The sequence below is a fragment of the Chitinophaga sp. 05T412 genome, assembly GCF_056396465.1.
On the sequence record NZ_JBFTLN010000008.1, the window covers coordinates 347,335 to 368,426 of the forward strand.

14 protein-coding genes and 1 tRNA gene are annotated in these 21,092 nt (G+C 46.0%); 10 read left to right on the plus strand and 5 right to left on the minus strand.

Going from position 1 to position 21,092, the window contains the following annotated elements; all coding sequences use genetic code 11:
- Nucleotides 1–62: 62 nt before the first annotated feature.
- Entirely contained in the window at nt 63–2,531 is a 2,469-nt protein-coding gene (locus AC1DFM_RS19475; protein ID WP_477078417.1) for a TonB-dependent siderophore receptor, read from the plus strand.
- A 318-nt stretch (nt 2,532–2,849) separates the two neighbouring features.
- Here AC1DFM_RS19475 and AC1DFM_RS19480 read toward each other — a convergent pair whose 3' ends face one another.
- From AC1DFM_RS19480 to AC1DFM_RS19490, 3 genes are all read right to left on the minus strand, one after another.
- Nucleotides 2,850–3,581, minus strand: a complete 732-nt coding sequence (locus tag AC1DFM_RS19480) for a hypothetical protein (protein WP_477078418.1) — start codon at nt 3,579–3,581, stop codon at nt 2,850–2,852.
- A gap of 205 nt (nt 3,582–3,786) precedes the next feature.
- A tRNA-Leu gene (locus AC1DFM_RS19485) sits at nt 3,787–3,870 on the minus strand.
- A 132-nt stretch (nt 3,871–4,002) separates the two neighbouring features.
- Nucleotides 4,003–4,815 carry a 2,3,4,5-tetrahydropyridine-2,6-dicarboxylate N-succinyltransferase gene (locus AC1DFM_RS19490; protein ID WP_477078419.1) on the minus strand — a complete coding sequence of 271 codons (813 nt, stop codon included), beginning with the start codon at nt 4,813–4,815 and terminating at the stop codon, nt 4,003–4,005.
- A 139-nt stretch (nt 4,816–4,954) separates the two neighbouring features.
- On the opposite strand from AC1DFM_RS19490, the gene AC1DFM_RS19495 reads away from it, so the two are divergent.
- The 6 genes from AC1DFM_RS19495 (at nt 4,955) to AC1DFM_RS19520 (ending at nt 12,432) form a co-directional block, all read left to right on the plus strand.
- Complete coding sequence (locus tag AC1DFM_RS19495) at nt 4,955–6,085, plus strand: glycosyltransferase family 4 protein (RefSeq protein ID WP_477078420.1); 1,131 nt, start codon at nt 4,955–4,957, stop codon at nt 6,083–6,085.
- A 12-nt stretch (nt 6,086–6,097) separates the two neighbouring features.
- A complete protein-coding gene (locus tag AC1DFM_RS19500; protein WP_477078421.1) occupies nt 6,098–6,664 on the plus strand; it encodes an L-threonylcarbamoyladenylate synthase in 567 nt (188 codons plus the stop codon).
- A 69-nt stretch (nt 6,665–6,733) separates the two neighbouring features.
- Entirely contained in the window at nt 6,734–8,170 is a 1,437-nt protein-coding gene (locus AC1DFM_RS19505; RefSeq protein WP_477078422.1) for a CCA tRNA nucleotidyltransferase, read from the plus strand.
- A 102-nt stretch (nt 8,171–8,272) separates the two neighbouring features.
- Nucleotides 8,273–8,851 (plus strand): IS1096 element passenger TnpR family protein, encoded by a 579-nt coding sequence (locus AC1DFM_RS19510; RefSeq protein WP_477078423.1) that lies wholly within the window; start codon nt 8,273–8,275, stop codon nt 8,849–8,851.
- A 102-nt stretch (nt 8,852–8,953) separates the two neighbouring features.
- Nucleotides 8,954–9,871, plus strand: a complete 918-nt coding sequence (gene miaA / locus AC1DFM_RS19515; RefSeq protein ID WP_477078424.1) for a tRNA (adenosine(37)-N6)-dimethylallyltransferase MiaA — start codon at nt 8,954–8,956, stop codon at nt 9,869–9,871.
- A gap of 191 nt (nt 9,872–10,062) precedes the next feature.
- Nucleotides 10,063–12,432, plus strand: coding sequence for an ABC transporter permease (locus tag AC1DFM_RS19520; protein ID WP_477078425.1), 2,370 nt, complete (start codon nt 10,063–10,065; stop codon nt 12,430–12,432).
- A gap of 81 nt (nt 12,433–12,513) precedes the next feature.
- Here AC1DFM_RS19520 and AC1DFM_RS19525 read toward each other — a convergent pair whose 3' ends face one another.
- Entirely contained in the window at nt 12,514–14,082 is a 1,569-nt protein-coding gene (locus tag AC1DFM_RS19525) for an OmpP1/FadL family transporter (RefSeq protein WP_477078426.1), read from the minus strand.
- Nucleotides 14,083–14,238: 156 nt separating this feature from the next.
- Nucleotides 14,239–15,285, minus strand: coding sequence for a hypothetical protein (locus tag AC1DFM_RS19530; RefSeq protein ID WP_477078427.1), 1,047 nt, complete (start codon nt 15,283–15,285; stop codon nt 14,239–14,241).
- Between the two features lie 286 nt (nt 15,286–15,571).
- Here AC1DFM_RS19530 and proS point away from each other — a divergent pair, with 286 nt between their 5' ends.
- The 3 genes from proS to AC1DFM_RS19545 all read left to right on the plus strand — a co-directional run bounded on the left by proS (nt 15,572) and on the right by AC1DFM_RS19545 (nt 20,885).
- Nucleotides 15,572–17,047: a proline--tRNA ligase gene (proS, locus tag AC1DFM_RS19535; RefSeq protein WP_477078428.1), complete on the plus strand. Its 1,476-nt coding sequence runs from the start codon at nt 15,572–15,574 to the stop codon at nt 17,045–17,047.
- A gap of 149 nt (nt 17,048–17,196) precedes the next feature.
- Nucleotides 17,197–20,127: a sensor histidine kinase gene (locus tag AC1DFM_RS19540; protein WP_477078429.1), complete on the plus strand. Its 2,931-nt coding sequence runs from the start codon at nt 17,197–17,199 to the stop codon at nt 20,125–20,127.
- Nucleotides 20,124–20,885 (plus strand): LytR/AlgR family response regulator transcription factor, encoded by a 762-nt coding sequence (locus AC1DFM_RS19545; RefSeq protein ID WP_078672331.1) that lies wholly within the window; start codon nt 20,124–20,126, stop codon nt 20,883–20,885. The genes AC1DFM_RS19540 and AC1DFM_RS19545 overlap by 4 nt, the downstream gene beginning before the upstream one ends.
- The last annotated feature ends 207 nt before the right edge of the window (nt 20,886–21,092 follow it).

A 21,092-nucleotide genomic window follows, 5' to 3' on the forward strand; every position in this document is an offset into this window, starting at 1 on the left:
AGCTTTGCGGTGCTCAGTAACCGGGCAAATAAACTGTGAGCATTAACTTCTATTCAACGCTAATGAAACCATTCTGCTTATGTGAGTCAGGCCTGCGTGTCTGCCTGACTACCTACACACGCATCCTTTTGTTTTTGATTTTCCTGCTTGCTGCCGGTCAGCTGATGGCGCAATCCAATGCCGTTATTCAGGGAAAAGTTTCTTCCTCCGATGGACAGCCGGTAGGGGAAGTACTGGTAATGCTGGTGGAAACACACCAGGAAACATATACCAACAAAGAGGGTAACTACCGCTTTGATCATCTCCATAAAGGAAATTATACGCTAAAAGCCACCTTACTGGGATTACCGGTAATGAAACGCACCGTGACTCTTACGGCTGACGGTAGCGCTACGGCTGATTTTATATTAAAGGAAAGCGCTATCGGCTTACAGGAATTTGAAATCAGTACCCGTACAATCAGTAAAGAACTGAACAAGGAAAGCCGCATTGTTTCCAAACTTCCTTTGAAGTACATGGAAAATCCGCAGGTATATACCACGCTGTCCGATAAACTGATGACAGAACAGATTATTACGGACCTCAGCGAAGGACTGAAAAATGCGCCCGGCCTGATTAAAATGCAGGGAAGTATTGGTCGCGGTGGCGATGGCGCCGTATACTACAATCTCCGTGGATTCCCTACCCGGGTATCTATGGTGGATGGCCTTCCCGGTCAGACCAATGGCGAAATTGATATGGCCAATATTCAGTCAGTAGAGGTAGTAAAAGGCCCCTCCGGTACCTTGTTTGGAGGCGCTGTGACTTCTTTCGGCGGTTTAATTAACGTAGTCACTAAAAAACCGTTGGACACGTTAGGTGGTGAAGTTTCGTATACCGGTGGCAGTTATGATCTCAGCAGGCTTACTGCAGATGTATATGGCCCGGTGAACAAGAGCAAAACATTAACGGCCCGGCTGAATGCGGCATACCATACCCGCAATTCACCGCAGGACGCGGGTTTCAGGAAATCGTTTTTCCTGGCCCCGGTAATTAATTATAAACCTACCGATCGTCTGGATATCACCCTGGGTGCTGAAATCTATTCCTATGAGGGTACCAATCCTTCTATTATCTTCCTGAGCAGAACCCGCAAGTTTTTTGCTACCAATCCATCCGAAATGAATTTCGACTGGAACACATCCTATACCAATAATGATATTACCTTAAAAGCCCCATCTTCCAATATTCATGGCCGCATCGATTATAAATTGGGCCGGGGATGGGTGTCCAGCACCAATTTCTCCCGGAATACCAGGAAAACAGATGGTATTTACCAATACGAGTTTATCCGTGGAAATACCAGTGATGACCTGGTAGAGCGCAACGTGCAGCTGCAGAATGCAGATGCTGCCACTACCAGTATTCAGCAAAACTTTACAGGCGATTTTCATATAGGCGGTATCCGTAACCGCCTGGTGGTTGGATTAGACTACCTGAACCAGAACGCTTTCAACAACTACTCCGGCATTGTGAAGTTTGACACCATCAGCGGTTCCAAGCCAAACTTCGCCAAATACAGCCTGCTGTCAAGGGCCAATGCCATCAATAAGATTGTCATGAGCGGAGCTGCACCGGTTAAAAACTATACTTCCAGTAATATTTATGGTGCCTATGCTTCCGATGCGATAAATATTACACGTTACCTGATAGCGGTAATGAGCTTGCGCCTGGATTATTTTGCCAGCAACGGAACCATTAACCATGTATCCGGCAAAATGGTGCCTGACAGCAGGTTCTATCAGACTTCCCTGTCGCCTAAATTGGGACTGGTATATGAAGTCGTTCCGGAAATGGTATCCCTCTTCGGTAACTATATGAATGGGTTTGTGAATGTTCCCCCGGTGACACAGCCGGTGGCCAATGTAAACGGAAACTTCAAGCCGATGTATGCCAATCAGCTGGAAGGTGGTGTGAAGCTGAATCTCCTGCAGAACAGGTTGACGGTAACTGCCAGCTACTACGACATCAAGGTGAAGAATATGACCCGTCCGGATGTGCTGATGGATAACGGTACCGAATATACGATTATCGTACAGGATGGTACCCAGCGCAGTAAAGGAGCAGAAGTGGAAGTGATGGCGGTTCCATTTAAAGGGCTGAACCTCATTGCCGGTTATGCTTATAACGACAGCAAACTGAATACCACCGGTAAAGACACGGATGGATACCGTCCTGCCAATGCCGGTCCTCCCACCATCGGTAACCTCTGGCTGAGCTACACCCTTTACAAGGGAGTATTGAAAGGCCTGGGTATTGGCGCCGGCGCTAACTATGTKAGCGAACACGTTACTGCCAATTCAGCCACCACCGGTCGTTTTGTATACAAACCGTATACCCTGATCAATGCCACTGCATTTTATGATGCCAACAAATTCAGGGTAGGGTTGAAGTTCGACAACCTCACCGATGAACAGTATTTCACTGGCCAGGGTGTTATCAGTCCGCAGCTGCCTTTCAACGCATCCGCAAACCTGACGGTAAGATTTTAATTACAGACAACTAAAAGCGAATGGCATCAAGGTGTATACCTTGATGCCATTCGCTTTTATGGGATGTGTGACGTGTGACCTCCCTCCAAAAAAAAACTGTAGCGCTGCAATGCACACAGAACAAGGCATTGCCTAAAAATAAAAATGGACAAACCGAAGTTTGTCCATTTTTGTGCACCGGAATGGAAGACTATCGAACCCAATAGCATTGATGCTAAAGAAGTCGTCTGATTTATTAACAGTATTGTCCGACTAAAATAATCAGTGCCTAAAAAGGGAACTTCGCCAGGCTACAGGTCCGGATTTTATCTAAATATTTTATCGGAGATAGGTAAAATTCAGTGAATCCATCAATGAATTAGTTCCCTCGAAAACAGAGTATACTTCGGCACTTACCGGATAATTACGTTCATTGTACTTATATCTGAAAATTTGCTGTGGGGAATATCCTCCACGAGGATCTCCTGATTTTTCATCTATTATATTATTGGCAGACAGATATACCGCTGGATTTTCCCATTTCTTGGTTCCTAAGGGTATATTGCGTAGTGGGTTAATTTTATCATCATACTTGTAGTTCTTGACATAAAACAACTTACCATCTTTATCATAGCAGTCTATTCTGATCAGATTCATGCTATCCCAGGTTAGTTTATCGACTCCGGAATACACCTTATCGCTACCCAGATATATGCGGGATTCAATTATCCTGTGCTGGTCATCATATACATTCTTAGCGTCAACAAAACTGAGATTTCCAGCAGAATCGTACCTGGCATCAAACTTTACACTCCCAAATGTTAAGGATGCAAGTTTTTCATTACTATATGCGTACAGTATCTCCAAATTTAAGTTTGATCCGCTAATAGTAAAGCTGGCAGTTCGTTTAATGGTCATATCAGCATTATACTCCGTGATGGTACTATCATAATTACTCTTTAATAAAGCCAGATACATCTTGTTCTGAGAAGGCTTAGGGGTATCGGAAGATTTAGAGCAGGATACAATCACAGCTGAAACAATGGCCACGGCCAGTAGTATTCTTTTCATAGGTCAACTTATTTGTTGCGGCGCAAAGCTAATAACATTTCGATCAACTATATCTTGTTGAGTATAATTCTTATGAAGAAAATATAGCATGAATACTTTGATATATCGAACCGCTAGATTAAACGAAGCCGTTAAGCTGATATGCACACTGAACGCGGCATTGCCTTAAAATAAAAATGGACAAACTTTCGTTTGTCCATTTTTGTGCCCAGAACTGGATTCGAACCAGCACACCCTTGCGAGCGCTGCGACCTGAACACAGTGCGTCTACCAATTTCGCCATCTGGGCATCGCAGTGTCCCCGTTAAGGGATTGCAAAAGTACGCGTTTTTTTAAATCCACCAAATTTTTTTCGTTTCTCACAAAAAAAAATCGCGCCATACATTCAAATGCATGGCGCGACCTCTATAGAAAAAGATATTTATACTGCTACATTAAACTCACGCAGCGTATCATTCAAACTTGTTTTCAGATCGGTAGAAGCTTTACGCTGACCAATGATCAGTGCGCAGGATACCTGGTATTCGCCGGCAGGGAATTTCTTGGTATAGGTACCAGGAATTACCACGCTGCGGGCTGGTACACGGCCTTTATATTCGATAGGTTCGCTGCCGCTTACATCAATGATTTTGGTAGATTGGGTCAGTACTACGTTCGCACCTAATACCGCTTCTTTTTCTACGATCACGCCTTCTACTACGATGCAACGGGAACCGATGAAGCAACCATCTTCGATGATTACCGGGCTGGCTTGTAAGGGTTCCAGTACACCGCCGATACCTACGCCACCGCTCAGGTGTACATGTTTGCCGATCTGTGCGCAGGAGCCTACTGTTGCCCAGGTATCCACCATGGTACCTTCGTCAACAAAAGCACCAATATTCACATAAGAAGGCATCAGGATACAACCTTTAGCGATATAAGCGCCATAGCGGGCAACCGCGTGTGGTACTACTCTTACGCCGAGCTCTTTATAATTCGACTTCAATCTCATTTTATCATAGAACTCAAATGGAGGCACTTCCATTGTTTCCATGGGTTGTATGGAGAAATACAGCAGGATAGCTTGTTTCACCCATTCATTCACCTGCCAGCCGTTTTCTGTAGGCGTCGCAACTCTCAGATGTCCTTTATCTACTGCTTCTATCACCGCTTTTACTGCATCTGTGTACTGTGTCTCCTGTAAGAGGCTGCGATCAGCCCAGGCAGCCAGTATTTGTTGTTGTAAATCCATTGTCGTTTTTTTTGCAAACATAATATCTGAAACGGATAAATTCGAATAACCAACCACCGAATTCCGGAAATCTTCTCAGATATACGTAAATCGCCATTCGTAATTCGTAATTTTGTCATTCGTCTGAAGAAGGAGCATTATGAAAATAGGATTCGACGCCAAGCGCGCGTTCCAGAATAATACAGGTTTAGGAAATTATAGCCGTACACTGATATCTTCCCTGGTAAAGGATTTTCCGGAGGAGGAGTACTACCTGTTTGCCCCTAAGCAAACCACTATGTATAATGCTTCGCCGGAGGTAAAGGTGGTATTGCCCGAAAAACAGCTCCATCGCTGGTTTAAATCAGCCTGGCGCAGCCGTTTTGTGGTAAAGGATTTACGGCGCTATGATATCGATATCTACCATGGGCTCAGCCATGAGCTGCCTTTCGGCATCCATAAGAGCGGTATCCGTTCGGTGGTTACTATGCACGACTTGATTTTTGAAAGATATCCGGAGCAATATAATGCCATTGATGTGCTCACATACCGGCGAAAAGCCCGCTACGCCTGCGAACAGGCGGATAGGGTGGTGGCCATCAGCGAGCAAACCAAACAAGACCTTATTACTTATTATCATACGCCGGCACATAAAATAGACGTCGTTTATCAAAGTTGTGATCCCGCTTTCAGTGTTACCTGGCAGGATGATGATATCGCCGCTTTGGGCGCGAAATATCAGCTGCCTTCTCAATATTTTCTGTATGTAGGCTCGCTGATTGAACGTAAGAACCTGCTGGGCATAGTAACGGCCATGAATACACTAAAAGGCACCGTCGATATACCGCTGGTGGTGTTGGGCAATGGCAGCGGGTATAAAAAGAAAGTAAAAGCCTACCTGGACGCCAATGGTCTTACGCGACAGGTTGTTTTCCTGAACGAGCAGGTGCGTTTGGAGAATAGTGAGTTGCCGGGACTATACCAGGGCGCGTTAGCGCTGATTTATCCTTCTATTTTCGAGGGCTTTGGCATTCCGGTACTGGAAGCCTTGTGGAGCCGCACGCCGGTGATTACATCCCAGGGATCTTGTTTTGCGGAAACTGCGGGAGATGGGGCACTGTATGTGGACCCGCTGAACCCGGCCACCATTGCCGATGCCATGAAACGGATCGTCAGCCAGCCTTCGCTGGTAAAGCAGCTGCAGGAAAAAGGGATACAACATGCGCAGCATTTTACACCGGAAAAGTGTGCTGCCGCCATGATGAAAGTTTATCAATCCATTACCAAATAATAACCTACTGAAATGTTTGAAGATGATATCAGTGCGGCCATGCCGGTACTGCGGAACGGAGGACTGATCCTTTACCCTACAGATACCATCTGGGGAATTGGTTGCGATGCCACCGATGAAACGGCGGTACAGAAAGTATATGAGCTGAAAAAGCGCAGTGAAAGCAAAAGTCTGGTAATATTATTGGCAGATGTGAAAGATCTGCTGCACTTTATCGCCAATCCCCGCCCCGATATCGCGGATATTATTGCGGGTTTCACCCGTCCTACCACCGTTATTTATGAGGGTGCCCTGGGACTGGCCCCCAATGTCATCAATGAAGATGGCAGCATCGCTATCCGTATTGTGAAAGATCCTTTCTGTCGTCATTTGATAAAAAGATTGCGGAAGCCATTGGTATCTACCTCCGCCAATATCAGTGGAGAGCCTTCTCCGGCCAGCTTCGGGGATGTCAGCCCTGCTATCCGCAATGGCGTGGATTATATCGTTCAACACCGCCAGGAAGAAGCCACTGCCAGCATCGCTTCCAGGATTATCAGGATAAACAAAGACGGTTCAATCGCGATAATCCGGGATTAAAAACGTTTATTTATTACATTTGCGCCCTGATTTCAGCGAAAGGAATACATTTAACAGGAATATTTTTATATGATCAGCAGTAAGCCGTTGGACATACCCTGCTCCCTGCAGGAAAGAAAAGTGCTGGAGAAGATAGCATTGGCAGCCCATGAATTAAGGGTGCCCGCCTATCTGATCGGTGGCTTTGTGCGGGATAAACTGTTGGGACGGAAAACAAAAGATATGGACGTGGTGTGCGTTGGTGATGGTATTGCCCTCGCACATAAAGTGGCAGAAAGCTTAGGCGATAAAGTACCCGTAAGTTTCTTCAAAACCTACGGTACTGCCCAGGTAAAATGGAATGAGCTGGAAATTGAATTTGTTGGCGCCCGCAAAGAAAGCTATCGCCAGGAATCCCGCAATCCGGAAGTCTCTGCAGGTACGCTGCAGGACGACCAGAATCGCCGCGATTTCACGATTAATGCCATGGCCATCAGCCTGAGAGAACAAGATTATGGCTCCCTCCTCGATCCGTTCGAAGGATTGGCCGATCTCGATAAGCAAATTATTCGTACGCCCCTGGCGCCGGCGCAAACATTCAGTGATGATCCGCTGCGCATGATGCGGGCCATTCGCTTCGCGTCACAGCTCCAATTCACCATTGAGGCATCCGCCTTTACGGCCATTCAGGAAAATGCAGAACGCATCCGTATTATTTCCCAGGAAAGAATTACCGATGAGTTTAATAAAATTATGCTCTCCGCTAAACCCTCTGTAGGACTGGACCTCTTGTATAAATCCGGCCTGCTCAAAATCATTTTCCCACAAATGATTGATATGGTGGGTGTAGAGATGAATGAAGGGAAAGGGCACAAAGATAATTTTTATCATACCTTGCAGGTAGTAGATAATATCTCAACAAATACCCGGGATCTTTGGCTGCGCTGGGCCGCGTTATTACACGATATTGGCAAGCCTGCTACCAAAAAATTTGAACCGGGCCATGGCTGGACTTTTCACGGCCATGATGCAGTTGGAGGTAAAATGGTGCAGCGTATTTTTACCAAAATGAAATTGCCCCTGAGCGATAAAATGAAACTGGTAAAAAAACTGGTAGAATTACACCTGCGGCCCATTAGTCTCACCAAAGAAAATATAACAGACTCGGCTATCCGCAGATTACTGTTCGATGCAGGAGATGACATAGAAGGACTCATGATGCTCTGCGAAGCGGATATTACCTCAAAAAATAAAGCCAAGGTAAAACGGTACCTGGAAAATTTTGAACTGGTCCGCAGACGATTGAAAGAAGTAGAAGAAAGCGACCGTATCCGCAACTGGCAACCCCCTGTAACCGGCGAAATGATCATGGAAACATTTGGGCTGAAACCCGGTAGGATCGTAGGTGATCTGAAAAGCGCCATCAGAGAAGCCATCCTGGATGGCGAAATCCCAAATAGTTATGACGCCGCATACGCTTTTTTATTGGAAAAAGCCAGCGCATTGAACCTTCACCCGGTTAAATAAAATTGGTAATTTTACATCACCATAATACGTATTCACTAGCATTCAAAACCTACCGCCTACAGCGGCCTGTTTAAACATTACATAACTTATAACCTTTTTGTCATGCCGGTTTTAAAATTCAGAGTTTACTGGGAAGAAGATGAAAGTGTCTACAGAGACATTGCCATTAAGCCGAATCAGACGTTTTTAGTATTTCACCAGGCAATCTTGCAAGCATTTGAATTTGACTCAAAACATAAGGCTACCTTTTTCCGTAGCAATGATAACTGGCAACGCGGCCGGGAAATTATCCTGGAAGCCGACAACCAGCCCCGTAAAGCAGAACCCCTGCTCATGGCAGACACCGTGATTGGTGTGGCCGTAAAAGATCCCAATCAGAAATTTATCTACCTGTACGACTTCGCCAAAAACTGGTCGTTCCTGGTAGAACTGATCGGCGTGTCAAAAGATGAAAACAGTAAAATCGTATATCCCGCCTGCGTACGTAAAGAAGGCCTCGCGCCCAGCCAATACGGCACCAAAGGCCTCGTGGGCGATAAGCTCGTGGAAATGGAAGAGAAATACGATCTCAATAAAGAAGGCATGGACGCCGATGGATTCGGTGAAGAAGGCGAAGAAAGCGACGCACTCGGCGGCGATGGCGGCGAAGAATTCGGCGCAGAAGAGGAGAACAGCTTTTAAGTAAGATCAATCGAATAGGGATACAAACGGAGTTTTGAGCAGCTGTAAATGGATTTTACAGGCTACTCAAAACTCCGTCATACTTTCATAGAATAAATAATTATGCAAAAGACCGTCATTGTGATCGCAGGGCCAACAGCTTCCGGTAAAACAGCTTTGTCTGTCCAGATGGCACAACTGTTTAATACCGCTGTTATCTCTGCTGATTCGAGGCAATGCTACCGTGAAATCAGCATCGGTACCGCAAAACCCTCGGCAGAAGAACTGGCGGCGGTACCTCACTATTTCATCGATTCACATAGCATCCGGGAAGAAGTAAATGCCGGCATTTACGAAAAACTGGCCCTCGGTTATGCCAACAACATCTTTCAAAACAACGATATAGCCATTATGTGCGGCGGTACTGGCCTTTATATCAGGGCCTTTGCCGATGGCATCGACGATATGCCCGATATCCCCGCCGGTATCCGTGCCCATCTGAATGAGCAATATGCCCTCCATGGCCTTTCCTGGCTCCAGCAGCAGCTACAAGAGCGCGATCCAGGGTTTTACGCCACCGCCGAAACCCAGAATCCCATGCGCCTCATCCGCGCGCTGGAAGTACTGGACGCTACCGGGCAATCTATTACCGCTTTCCGTAGCGCTACCCGCGCCCAACGCAACTTTCGGATCATCAAAATTGGGATCACGCCTCCCAAAGAAATTCTGCACCAACGCATCCATCAACGGGTAGATCAAATGATCCACGCTGGCCTGGTGGAAGAAGTGAGAGAAGTGCTGCCTTACCGGGAACATAACGCCCTGCGAACAGTCGGCTACCAGGAAATCTTCAGCTTCCTCGATGGACATATCTCCCTCGATCAGGCCATTGAAGAAGTGAAAATACATACCCGGCAATATGCCAAACGGCAGTTKACCTGGTTCCGGAAAGACCCCGCCTTCCAATGGTTCGATCCCCGCGATCCGGCGCCCATCCTGGAATACGTACAACAGCAGTTATCCGCAACAGCTGCGCACTGATGTAGCCACAGTATGCTTACGGCGTTGGTCATCTCCCGAAAAAACAAATACGAACAGCGGCTGTACTAAAACCGGACAAATGTATTTTATATATTATATATATGTAGTTTGCTTTTAGGGAGATGCCATCATGGCATTTTCTTCGCTGCTCCAGGTTTTTCACCGCCGTTCGCCCGCGCAAACATCCACTTATGCTTAAAAACTACCTGAAAATCGCCTGGCGCCAACTGATAAAAAACAGGCGCTTTACCATCCTGAACCTCATCGGCCTCTCTACCGGCCTCGCCTGTACGTTGCTCATTTATCTCTGGGCCCAGGATGAACGCGCGTTCGATCATTTCCATCACAATGATCGCCACCTGTTTCAGGTAATGGAAAATAAACCACACGAAAAAGGAATAGTTACCTCCACAGAAACTCCGGCGATGCTGGCGGAAACACTCGCGGCTACCATGCCGGAAGTGGAATATGCCGCGGCCAGCACACCACCATCCTGGTTTCCTAAAGTGGTATTGTCCGCCGGTGAACAACGTAGTAAAGCAGGTGGCATTTTCGCGGGGAAGGACTATCTCCGAGTTTTCTCCTATCCTCTGCTGCAGGGGAACGCGCAACAGGTACTCCACGATAAAAATGGCATCGTTATTTCCGAAAAACTCGCCCAAACGCTTTTTCACAATGCCGCCAGCGCCGTGGGAAAAACCGTCACCTGGCAGTTTGATGCCGTTAAAAAGAGCAGTATCGTAACAGGCGTCCTGAAAAACACACCCGCTAATTCTTCTACACAATTCGATTTTATATTGCCCTTCGATGCCTTCAAAGATATCATGAACATCACGGGAATGGAGCCACAGGGGCCTTTTCTCACCTATCTCGTATTAAAAAGCGATACAGATGTTCCTGCATTTAATGCAAAGCTGAGCAGCTTTATGAACAGTATCACCAAAGGCGCCAGCAGTAACCGAAACATGTTCCTGCAACGTTACAGCGATAGCTACCTGTATGGCACCTACGAAAATGGCGTAGTAGCGGGCGGCCGTATCAGTTATGTAAAACTGTTTTCACTGATTGCGCTGTTTATTATCCTGATTGCTGCTATTAATTTCGTAAACCTCTCTACTGCCAAGGCTTCCGGAAGAATGAAGGAAATGGGTATCCGCAAAGCCATCGGCGCCAATCGTCTTACGCTGATTGCGCAATATCTCAGTGAGTCAATGTTACTGACATTTGCAGCATTACTCCTGGCTTTGGGGATGGTAGCCTTGCTGCTGCCATATTTCAACGATATTACCGGCAAAACACTCTATATCGGCCTGCAGCCGGACATGATCTTATCTATACTGGGGATCACTTTGTTGACCGGCCTGCTGGCAGGCAGTTATCCCGCTTTATACCTCTCCGGCTTCAATCCGCTGACTGTGCTGAAAGGAAAAATACAAACAGGAGTAGGACAACTCCTGGCCCGCAAAGGACTGGTGGTATTTCAGTTTACACTCTCTGTGTTGTTTATGGTGGCAGTGATTACCATCTATCGCCAAATCGCTTATGTACAGGAAAAGAAGACCGGTTACGATAAAGACAACGTAGTATACTTCGATGCAGAAGGAAAAATATCCCGGGAAGGGATGCCCGCTTTTTTAGCGGCCGTAAAGAAAATCCCCGGTGTAGTGAATGCTTCCGGCATGGTAGGCAACCTGTTAGGCGCGCCCACTATGGGCTATAGCTGGAAGGGCAGGGGAACCGATGAAACAATTCTCTGCCGGCCGCTAATGGTCAATTTTGATATGTTGGAAACACTGGGCCTGGAAATGGCGGCAGGACGGCCATTCTCCCGGGATTTCGCGACAGATAGCACCAACATTATTTTTAATGAAGCCGCTATCAAAGCCATGGGCATTACTGATCCGGTAGGAAAGGTAATTAACTTCAATGGCGCCACCACCACCATCATTGGCGTGGTGAAGAACTTCCATTTCCAGTCGCTCCACGAAACCATCAAGCCACAGTTTTTCATGATGGATTTTCACAACAGTACGGTGATGGTGAAAATAAAAGCCGGCCAAACTCAGGCGGTGCTCGACCGGCTGGCTTCCTTCTACAATACCTACAACCCTGGTTTTACCTTCGATTATAAATTCCTGGACGATGATTTCCAGGCGCAATATGTAGCAGAAAAAAGAGTGGCGGCGTTGTCGAAATACTTTACAGGACTGGCATTACTCATTTCCTGCCTCGGATTATTTGGTCTGGCTACGTTTACTGCTGAAAGCAAACGCAAGGAAATTAGTATCCGTAAAGTGTTAGGTGCTACGGTGACCAATGTAGTAATGATGCTGTCGAAAGAATTTTTCCGCGCGGTGGCTATCGCCATCATCATTGGATTACCAGTGGCCTGGTATTGCATGGATCGTTGGTTGGAGAGTTTTGCTTACCATATTCGTTTAGGCGTAGGCGTGTTTATTGGCGTTGGTGGCGCCATGTTGCTGATTACCTTGCTCACCGTGAGTGTTCAAGCCATCAGGGCGGCATTGGAGAACCCGGTGAAGAGCTTGCAGATGGAATAGTGGATAGATACATTTTTATAAAAGAAAGGTCCCTCCTGCCAATGCAGGAGGGACCTTTCTTTTATAAAAATGTATATCGTCTTAGAATTTAAATCCGATGGTCATCAAAATATTACTTCTGTTATAAGCGAGGGTAGCTGCTTTGGGGCTCAGATCAGCTTGTCCGGCCGCCTGATAGATGGTATACGGCTGGTATCTGTCGTCGCCTTGTGTATAGCTGTAAGTAAGATCGGCATAAAAACCTTTGTTACGGAAGCCTACACCACCACTGTATACTTTGCGGGAAGCATCGATGCCTGCGTTATACGCATCATTGCTATATGGATTGCCAAAGGCAGCAAAGCCAAGTCTGACAGCATACATTGCCTGGAATTTAACTTCAGCGCCTGCACGAATATTAGAAGTAGCTTTATAGATAGCACTGATGTTATCGTTTACACCGTTGGCCGCTTTGCCATCATTATATTTGAATTTGCCGGAAGACTGATTCACATATTCGTAATCTGCTGTAATGAATCCTTGTGTTGATTTAGGCTCTGCCAGGTTACCGAAAAAGTAGGAAGCGCCTGCTCCTGCGCGTAAAGGAGCTGTGTAGTGATAATCATTTTCTGTCGGATATCCTTGTGTCAGGTCAACAGAGTAAGCAGGAACTTCACCCTGACCATTTTCAATATCAGAGTGGAGTTCAGCCGTGTAGCTGTCGTGAATAGAATACCAGGTAGGTGTTGCGAAAGTACCACCTAATCTGAAGTGATCAGATACTTTATACAGGATACCCAGTTTGGCGCCAAATCCTAATCCGGTACGTTTCAGGCGTTTGGTATAGTCGAAATAGCCAAACCCGTTGTTTTTATCATTACTGGCATCATCTTCCGACCAGTTAAGTGTTTCTTTATAATTGATGCTCGGCAAATTAAGACTGGCGCCTATATACAGGCGATCGCCATAATTACCGCCAATCGCAAAGGAGTATTCATTCAAACCACCTTCTGTTTGGAGGGTACCTCTTTGTTGTATACCGCCGGACAGGCCGCCACCAGGTCTGGAAGGGGATGCCTGAGAAATAATAGAGGTATCACCAGGTGCATTGGCGTGTTTATGTATCATGCCGGTATAGTAACCAAGATCAAATCCCAGTCCCAATGCGGCATCGCTAACGCGCTGGTCAAAGAAATCATCTACCCAGGCATCGGAGAGGGAGGTTTGGCTATTACGTCCTGCGATCGCCATTTTATTATTGTAATTGGCTATACGCTCCATGCCTAATGAAAAGGTAATATTATTCCAGGTGCTGCTGCCACTGTTTTTATTCGTCGCCATGATGACGCCAATAGACGGCATCTGGAAATTGGAGCGGTTCCCTTTATTATCAAGTTGGCCGTTGCCAAGGTAGTTAGACGTAAACTGGGAGATACCAACTCCTGCAGAGATATGGAATTCACCGGTTTTAAAGATGGCAATACCTGCCGGGTTAAGATGTGCGGATGAATAATCTCCTCCAAGGCCTATACCAGCACCACCCAATGCCTGTGTTCTGGCAGTACCATGTGGTTGATTGGGTGAATAAAGTAATGCGTCGTTGGAACTTTGGGCCATGGCTGTTGCAGATAAAAACAAGCCGCCTAAAAGAGGATAAAGTCTTTTAATCATGATCTGAAAACTTAATAAATGATATTTGCTTTGCAGGCTATTCTACTGATGCTAACGTGTGCTGCAATGAGTATAACGGTTATATGGGCAAAACCTTGTGTGAAGATAAAAAATAAGCGTAGGTTTTTAGGCTACGCTTATCTTGTCAATATTTTATTAACGGCCTCCTCTGGATGGGCGACTATATCCGCCGCCGCCACCGCCGCTGTTACCGCCGCCGATACGGCCACCACCGCCGGAGCTGGGTGGAGTATAGCTAGGTGCAGGAGAAGGAGCAGGTCTGCTGTATTCTACACGTTGTGGACGGGAGTAACCGCCGCCATTGTTGCCGCTGTTACCGCCGTTGTTTTGATAAACGGGTCTTTCTGAGCTGGATTGCTGGAATATCCGGCGTGGTCTGCTTATATTACCATTACCACCACCTGGATTTACACTACCATTACCACCGCCATTAGCTGGCTGGAAAGTACCGGTTCTGTTAGGACGGGTATAACCACCGCCACCACTCATGTTACCTCCATTATTGCTGTAGTTAGGTCTTGAAATTCTTTCACCACTGGAGTTAACCGTGCCGTAAGAATTAGATGGACGGCGATAGTATCCACCACCGTAGTATCCACCATGACCATAGTATCCGCCGCCATAATAGCCGCCACCATAGTATGGATAGTAGTAAGAAGGCCAGTAGCTGCCGATGTATGGATAACCCATTCCACCATAGTAACCCATGCTCCATGGGCTATAGAAACCACCCATGCCCCAGCCAAGTCCGAAGCTTAATGACGGACCATAGAAGGCGCTGTATGGGCTGTAACCCAGTCCAAAGCCGCTGCCATATCCGTAGCCAAGGCCATAGCTATTCATCATATACATGCTGGAAGCGTCATTGTATCCATCCCAGTAACTACCGGAATAGCTGTTTCCATTGGAACCAAATCTGTTCAGACGACGTTGATAATCTCCCTGATCCTCATCCTGGTATGTCACGTAGTTACCACCATCATCCTGGGTGCCTTGTACGTAGTTCGCATCATTTTCATCCTGACGACTGTTGCCATTCGAACCGTTGTTTGAGGCATAGGTACGCTGCTGTTGACGCGGAGAATAATAGACATCATCCGGTGTCTGAGCCGTTTTATAGGTGCTGGAACATGCTCCCAATGCGAGCGATGCGGCCAGTCCGATGTATAATATAGGCTTCATTTGAAATATGTTTTAAGCGTGATTCGTGTAGTAAATTTACTTCTTTTTAACGGATTTCTGTGGAAGAAAGTTACAATAACATAGTMTAGGTGATATTATTTTCTGATAACTATTTGCACAGTTATGTTTTTCATCTATGTTTGTGGAATTTTCCTCTTTCATTTTAAAGTGACAAAAACTAAGCCAATCCAGCCTTTTTCAGCTGTAGCGAGAATTTAATTTTGACACGACAAATTGAGTTGAAAAAGCCTTAAAAATAACGAAATATAAATAAGTTATAATTTTTATGAGTAAAGAGATTACAGCCCGTTCGGAAGATTATTCAAAGTGGTATAACGACCTGGTATTGAAAGGCGGCCTGGCAGATTATTCCGCGGTAAAAGGCTGTATGGTGATCAAACCATACGGATTTGCCCTGTGGGAAGCCATGCGCGATATACTGGACCGTAAATTTAAGGAAACCGGCCACCAGAATGCTTACTTCCCGCTGTTCATCCCTAAAAGCTTTCTGAGTAAAGAAGCTGCCCACATAGAAGGATTCGCTAAGGAATGCGCCGTAGTAACCCACTATCGCCTGAAAAACGACCCCGACGGTGGCGGCGTTATCGTAGATCCTGAAGCGAAACTGACAGAAGAACTGATCGTTCGCCCCACTTCTGAAACAATTATCTGGAATACTTATAAAGACTGGATTCAGTCTTACCGCGACTTGCCACTGCTCATCAACCAATGGGCTAACGTAGTGCGCTGGGAAATGCGTACTCGCCTTTTCCTCCGTACCACCGAATTCCTCTGGCAGGAAGGACACACCGCACACGCTACCGCTCAAGAAGCGATCGCAGAAACAGAACAGATGCTGAACATCTACGCTGATTTTGCTGAAAACTATATGGCTGTACCTGTGGTGCGTGGTCTCAAATCTGCCAGCGAAAGATTTGCCGGTGCAGTAGAAACCTATTGCGTGGAAGCTATGATGCAAGATGGTAAAGCCTTACAGGCCGGCACCTCTCACTTCCTCGGCCAGAACTTTGCCAAAGCATTTGAAGTACAATTCTCCAACAAGGAAAATAAACTCGACTATGTATGGGCTACCTCCTGGGGCGTATCCACCCGCCTCATCGGTGCACTCATCATGGTTCACAGCGACGACCAGGGGCTGGTACTGCCTCCTAGAATTGCACCTACCCAGGTGGTGATTGTGCCTATCTATAAAGGCCCTGATCAGAAAGCCGGTCTCGATGAAAAAGTAAATGTCATCGTACAGGAACTGAGAAAAGCCGGTATCAGCGTGAAATACGACGACTCCGACAATAATCGCCCAGGATGGAAATTCGCAGAATACGAAATGAAAGGCGTACCTGTTCGTATAGCCATTGGCGCAAGAGATCTCGAAAATAACGTGGCCGAAGTAACCCGCCGCGATACCAAAGAAAAAATGAGCCTGTCGCTGGATGGTTTACCAGCCCGTATTCAGGAACTGCTGGAAGAAATTCAACTCAACCTCTTTAATAAAGCTAAAGCATACCGCGATAGCCACATTACCCGCGTTGATACTTTCGAAGAATTTGAGAAAGTATTGGACGAAAAAGGTGGCTTCATCTCTGCTCACTGGGATGGTACCGCCGAAACAGAAGAACAAATAAAAGAACGTACCAAAGCTACGATCCGCTGCATTCCGCTCGATAACCCGCAGGAAGCAGGCACTTGTATTCTGACCGGCAAACCGTCTAAAGAAAGGGTGTTGTTCGCAAGAGCGTACTAGAAAAGAATTACGAATTACGAATTATGAATTACGGATTTGTGGGTAGAGAATAGCGGATAATATTCGCGTTTACCATCTCCGCACAAATCCGTAATTCATAATTCGTAATTCGTAATTCTTCAATAAACCATTAAAACCATCCGATGCCCTTGAACCGTTACATAATGTTATGGGCGCTGGTCTTCTTTTGCACTGTTACTAATGCGCTGGCCCAGGGGCTGATGATCCGTAACTACAATGTAAAGGACGGACTGGCCAACGCCACTGTTTATGCTGCTGTGCAGGATAAAGACGGTTTCATATGGTTTGCTACTCCCACCGGCGTCAGTAAATTCGACGGAAAACGCTTTCGGAACTACGCTAAAAAAGATGGCCTGACAGATAACGACGTTGTCAAACTGGCCGCCGATTCCAAAGGACGGGTATGGTTTTTTACCCTCAACGGAAAACCTTCTTTCTACAAAAAATCAGTCATCCACAGCGAAGAAAATGATAGCTCCCTCCTCTTCAATAGCCGCAGCCATTACATGCAGTACGCTTTTGAAGGAAAAGGAGGCGGATTGATCTGGTTCCTGAATACCAACAATCGCATTGTTCAATACAACGGCAGGGAAACGACCTACGATAAACTAGGCAAATCCGGCGCAGACCTGCTTTTCATGATGAGAAATTACAACATCTTCCATCCGTTAGATGCCTTTTTTCATCTCGAAAGTCTGAACGATCCCGCTAATCCCAATCAGAGAATAGATCCCGTATGCCCGTACCCGTTAGATGATCCGGAATTGCATACCCGCATCAAAGACAGCGCCATCGTTATCATGCGGAATACCATCTGGTCCTATACCGCCTCTCATGCCCTGTGCTTTTTTAACGGCGCAGAATGGGGTATCCACGATGATATCAGCCACATGTGTGTGGATAATGACAACCTGTGGGTAGGTACCCAACGCGCCCTGTTTTTCCTGAAAGGATATTTTAAAAACGAGAAAAAGAAAGTCAAACTACTCGATAACCACTATATCACCTCCCTGCTGAAAGACCGGGACGGTAACATCTGGATTACCACTTTCGGAGATGGCGTGTATAATATCCCCTACAAAAATTTTTATTTCAGCTACCTCGATAACACCAACGGCCTTGCTTCGCATTCCATCTTCAGCGTCAGCAAAGACAAAAAAAATGACTTGTTGCTGATCGGACAAAGCGCCGGTGTACTCAACACCATGGATGGCGAAGGGCACATCAGCAGCCAGTTTACCGTGGATACCAGTTCCGGACGTAATAGCCTCCTGACCATACTCCCACATAAAGACGATCATGCACTCGTAGGCACCGACAACGGTCTCTATGATTTTAATACCCTGACGCATAAAACATCTCTCCTGAAAGCCATAAAAATGCTAAAGGACGTGGATGTGTCGCCGGGCGGGAAAATCAGGGTGGCCGCGAAAAACCAGGTGATTGCGCTGGATGACTATACCATCGGCGACCTGGATATGCTCGTGACTTCCATCGCCTGTGTCAACGACTCCGAATACTATGTAGGGACCAACAACGGACTTTATTTTTGTACGGACCGGAAAAAGCAACTGCAACCTGCTGGCCCTGATACCCTGCGTAAAGTGAATATCAAAGACCTGAAGTGGATAGACGGCTCCCTGTGGATCGGTACCAGCGATCAGGGGATTTATGTGATGCAGCACGACCAGATTGTAAAACACCTCGCATCCGCCAACAACCTGGCCAGCGATATTTGTCAGCAGCTGTACTACGACGGCATCGGCCGCCTGTATGTAGCTACTAACCGCGGTGTATCCGTGATTGATGTGAAAACACAATCCCTTACACGTAATATCACTTCCAACGATGGCCTTAGTTCTKATGATATACGTGGCGTGTACTCGGATCAGGACCGGCTGTATATCGCCACCTCCAACGGCCTGTGTTATTTTAACGCAGATCATATCCCGGTAGACACCGTGCCGCCGGTCATCTACCTGAATAATATCCGCTATGGTGACAGTACCTTTCTGGCTGCCAATGCTTTTTTACACCTGTATAAAAGAAAGGCTTCTTTTGAAGCCGAATTTGGTACCATCGTTTTTGACCTGCCGGAACTGGTAGAATACCAGTATAATTTTTCGGGAGATACGACTAACGGTTGGGTAACTACCATGTCGAACATTATCCCGTTCCCTGACTTACAACCAGGTAATTATAAATTGATGGTGAGGGCCCGTAAATACAAAAGCAACTGGTCCAACACCCTGAACATAGACGTAAATATACTGCCAAGGTGGTATCAGCAATGGTGGGCAAGGGGCATTCTCCTAATGGCCGGGCTGCTGCTGGTATTGGTGGGATTGCGATACATTATCAGGCGTATCAAGCAGGCAGAGAAACGAAAAACGGAATATAACCGGCGCATCGCGGAGCTGGAGGCCAAAGCGCTTACTAACCAGATGAACCCGCACTTTATTTTCAATTCCCTGAATTCAGTGCAGCATCTCATCCTGGAGAAGGAGGAAAAACAAGCCCTCAATTTCCTGGCAGATTTCGCTACGCTCATGCGGCAGATGCTCAACAACTCCCGTAAGTCCTATATTTCGCTGGAAGAGGAAATTGCGTTCCTGACCCGGTACCTGGAGCTGGAAAAAATACGGTTTGCGCATTCCTTTAAGTATCATTTCATTTTGGAAGATGCCTTAAAAGAGTATACTATTTACATTCCACCGATGATTATTCAGCCCATTGTGGAAAATGCCATTAAACATGGGTTGGCGCCAAAGAATATTAGCGGTTATCTGGAAATTAGATTGGAAATTGTAGATGATCTCTTATATTGTTCTGTGGATGACGACGGGATAGGCTGGGATAAGTCAAATAGCATTAAAAGTTCTAGGCTCATTAAACACGAGTCTACCGCACTTAGCGTGATTAAGGAGCGGTTGCAGATTATAAAATCTTTTAATGGAAGTATTGGAAAGTTAGAAATTATTGATAAATTTAAATCTGGTTTCGGCAATAAGGAAGGTACCTTAGTTGAAATACTGATTCCCATTGTTAAGATGTTATGAGTAATATAAAAGCTGCCATTGTAGACGATGAAGTCCGCAACATTCATATTTTACGTAATATACTGGAGAACTACTGCAAAGATGTAACGGTTGTCGGTGAAGCGCAAAATATCAATGAGGCGGCAGAAATGATTAAGAATAACCCCATTGATGTACTGTTTCTTGATATTGAGATGCCACCGCACAATGGGTTTCAGCTATTGGAGATGTTTCCTGTACTGAATTTTGAAGTCATTTTTATCACCGCGTTTCAGGAATATGCACTGCAGGCCATCAAGTTTGCAGCGCTGGACTATTTATTGAAACCCATCAAGGTGAGTGAGGTAGAAGATGCCCTGGAAAAGGTAAAGAAGAGCAAGAAGGGCCGGCTCAACGAATTGGCATCGATCCTGAAGGATTATGTCAAAAATAATGATAACGCTTTCTCCAAAATCGTTATCCCGGTTAATGACGGGTATAACGTAATTGATCTGAAAGACATCATTTATTGCGAAGCATTTGATAGCTATACGAAGATTCAGCTCATCAATAATGTTTCTCATCTCATTTCAAAATCATTGAAAGAATATGAGGAAATGCTTTCTGATAAAGGATTTTATCGGGTACATAAGTCGTTCCTCATCAATATCCATCACATCGTGAAAATCATCAAAGGCCTGGGAACGGCGGTGGTGATGAGTGATCAGAAGAATATTCCGATCTCTTCCCGTAAAAAGGATGAATTCTTTACCCAGCTGAAGGGAGTGATTAACTTATAGCCTTTAGTTCGAAGAACAATATGCAACAGGCCCACGCAAAGCGTGGGCCTGTTGCATATTAGTATGTTAAAGTTCGCCCGTCAGGGGTTGTTTGCGTCGTTTTGGGCAACGAATCATTCTCTTCCTCTTGCATTCAACATACATTTTCTATCATTGGCTGGCTCATTTTCTACTTTCACGGAATCGTGGAAGGTAATGTCATATACT

Coding starts and splice junctions, on each gene's coding strand:
- AC1DFM_RS19480 (WP_477078418.1), bottom strand. CDS start 3,581: ATGAAAAGAATACTACTGGCCGTGGCCATTGTTTCAGCTGTGATTGTA.
- AC1DFM_RS19490 (WP_477078419.1), bottom strand. CDS start 4,815: ATGGATTTACAACAACAAATACTGGCTGCCTGGGCTGATCGCAGCCTC.
- AC1DFM_RS19495 (WP_477078420.1), top strand. CDS start 4,955: ATGAAAATAGGATTCGACGCCAAGCGCGCGTTCCAGAATAATACAGGT.
- AC1DFM_RS19500 (WP_477078421.1), top strand. CDS start 6,098: ATGTTTGAAGATGATATCAGTGCGGCCATGCCGGTACTGCGGAACGGA.
- AC1DFM_RS19505 (WP_477078422.1), top strand. CDS start 6,734: ATGATCAGCAGTAAGCCGTTGGACATACCCTGCTCCCTGCAGGAAAGA.
- AC1DFM_RS19510 (WP_477078423.1), top strand. CDS start 8,273: ATGCCGGTTTTAAAATTCAGAGTTTACTGGGAAGAAGATGAAAGTGTC.
- AC1DFM_RS19520 (WP_477078425.1), top strand. CDS start 10,063: ATGCTTAAAAACTACCTGAAAATCGCCTGGCGCCAACTGATAAAAAAC.
- AC1DFM_RS19525 (WP_477078426.1), bottom strand. CDS start 14,082: ATGATTAAAAGACTTTATCCTCTTTTAGGCGGCTTGTTTTTATCTGCA.
- AC1DFM_RS19530 (WP_477078427.1), bottom strand. CDS start 15,285: ATGAAGCCTATATTATACATCGGACTGGCCGCATCGCTCGCATTGGGA.
- proS (WP_477078428.1), top strand. CDS start 15,572: ATGAGTAAAGAGATTACAGCCCGTTCGGAAGATTATTCAAAGTGGTAT.
- AC1DFM_RS19545 (WP_078672331.1), top strand. CDS start 20,124: ATGAGTAATATAAAAGCTGCCATTGTAGACGATGAAGTCCGCAACATT.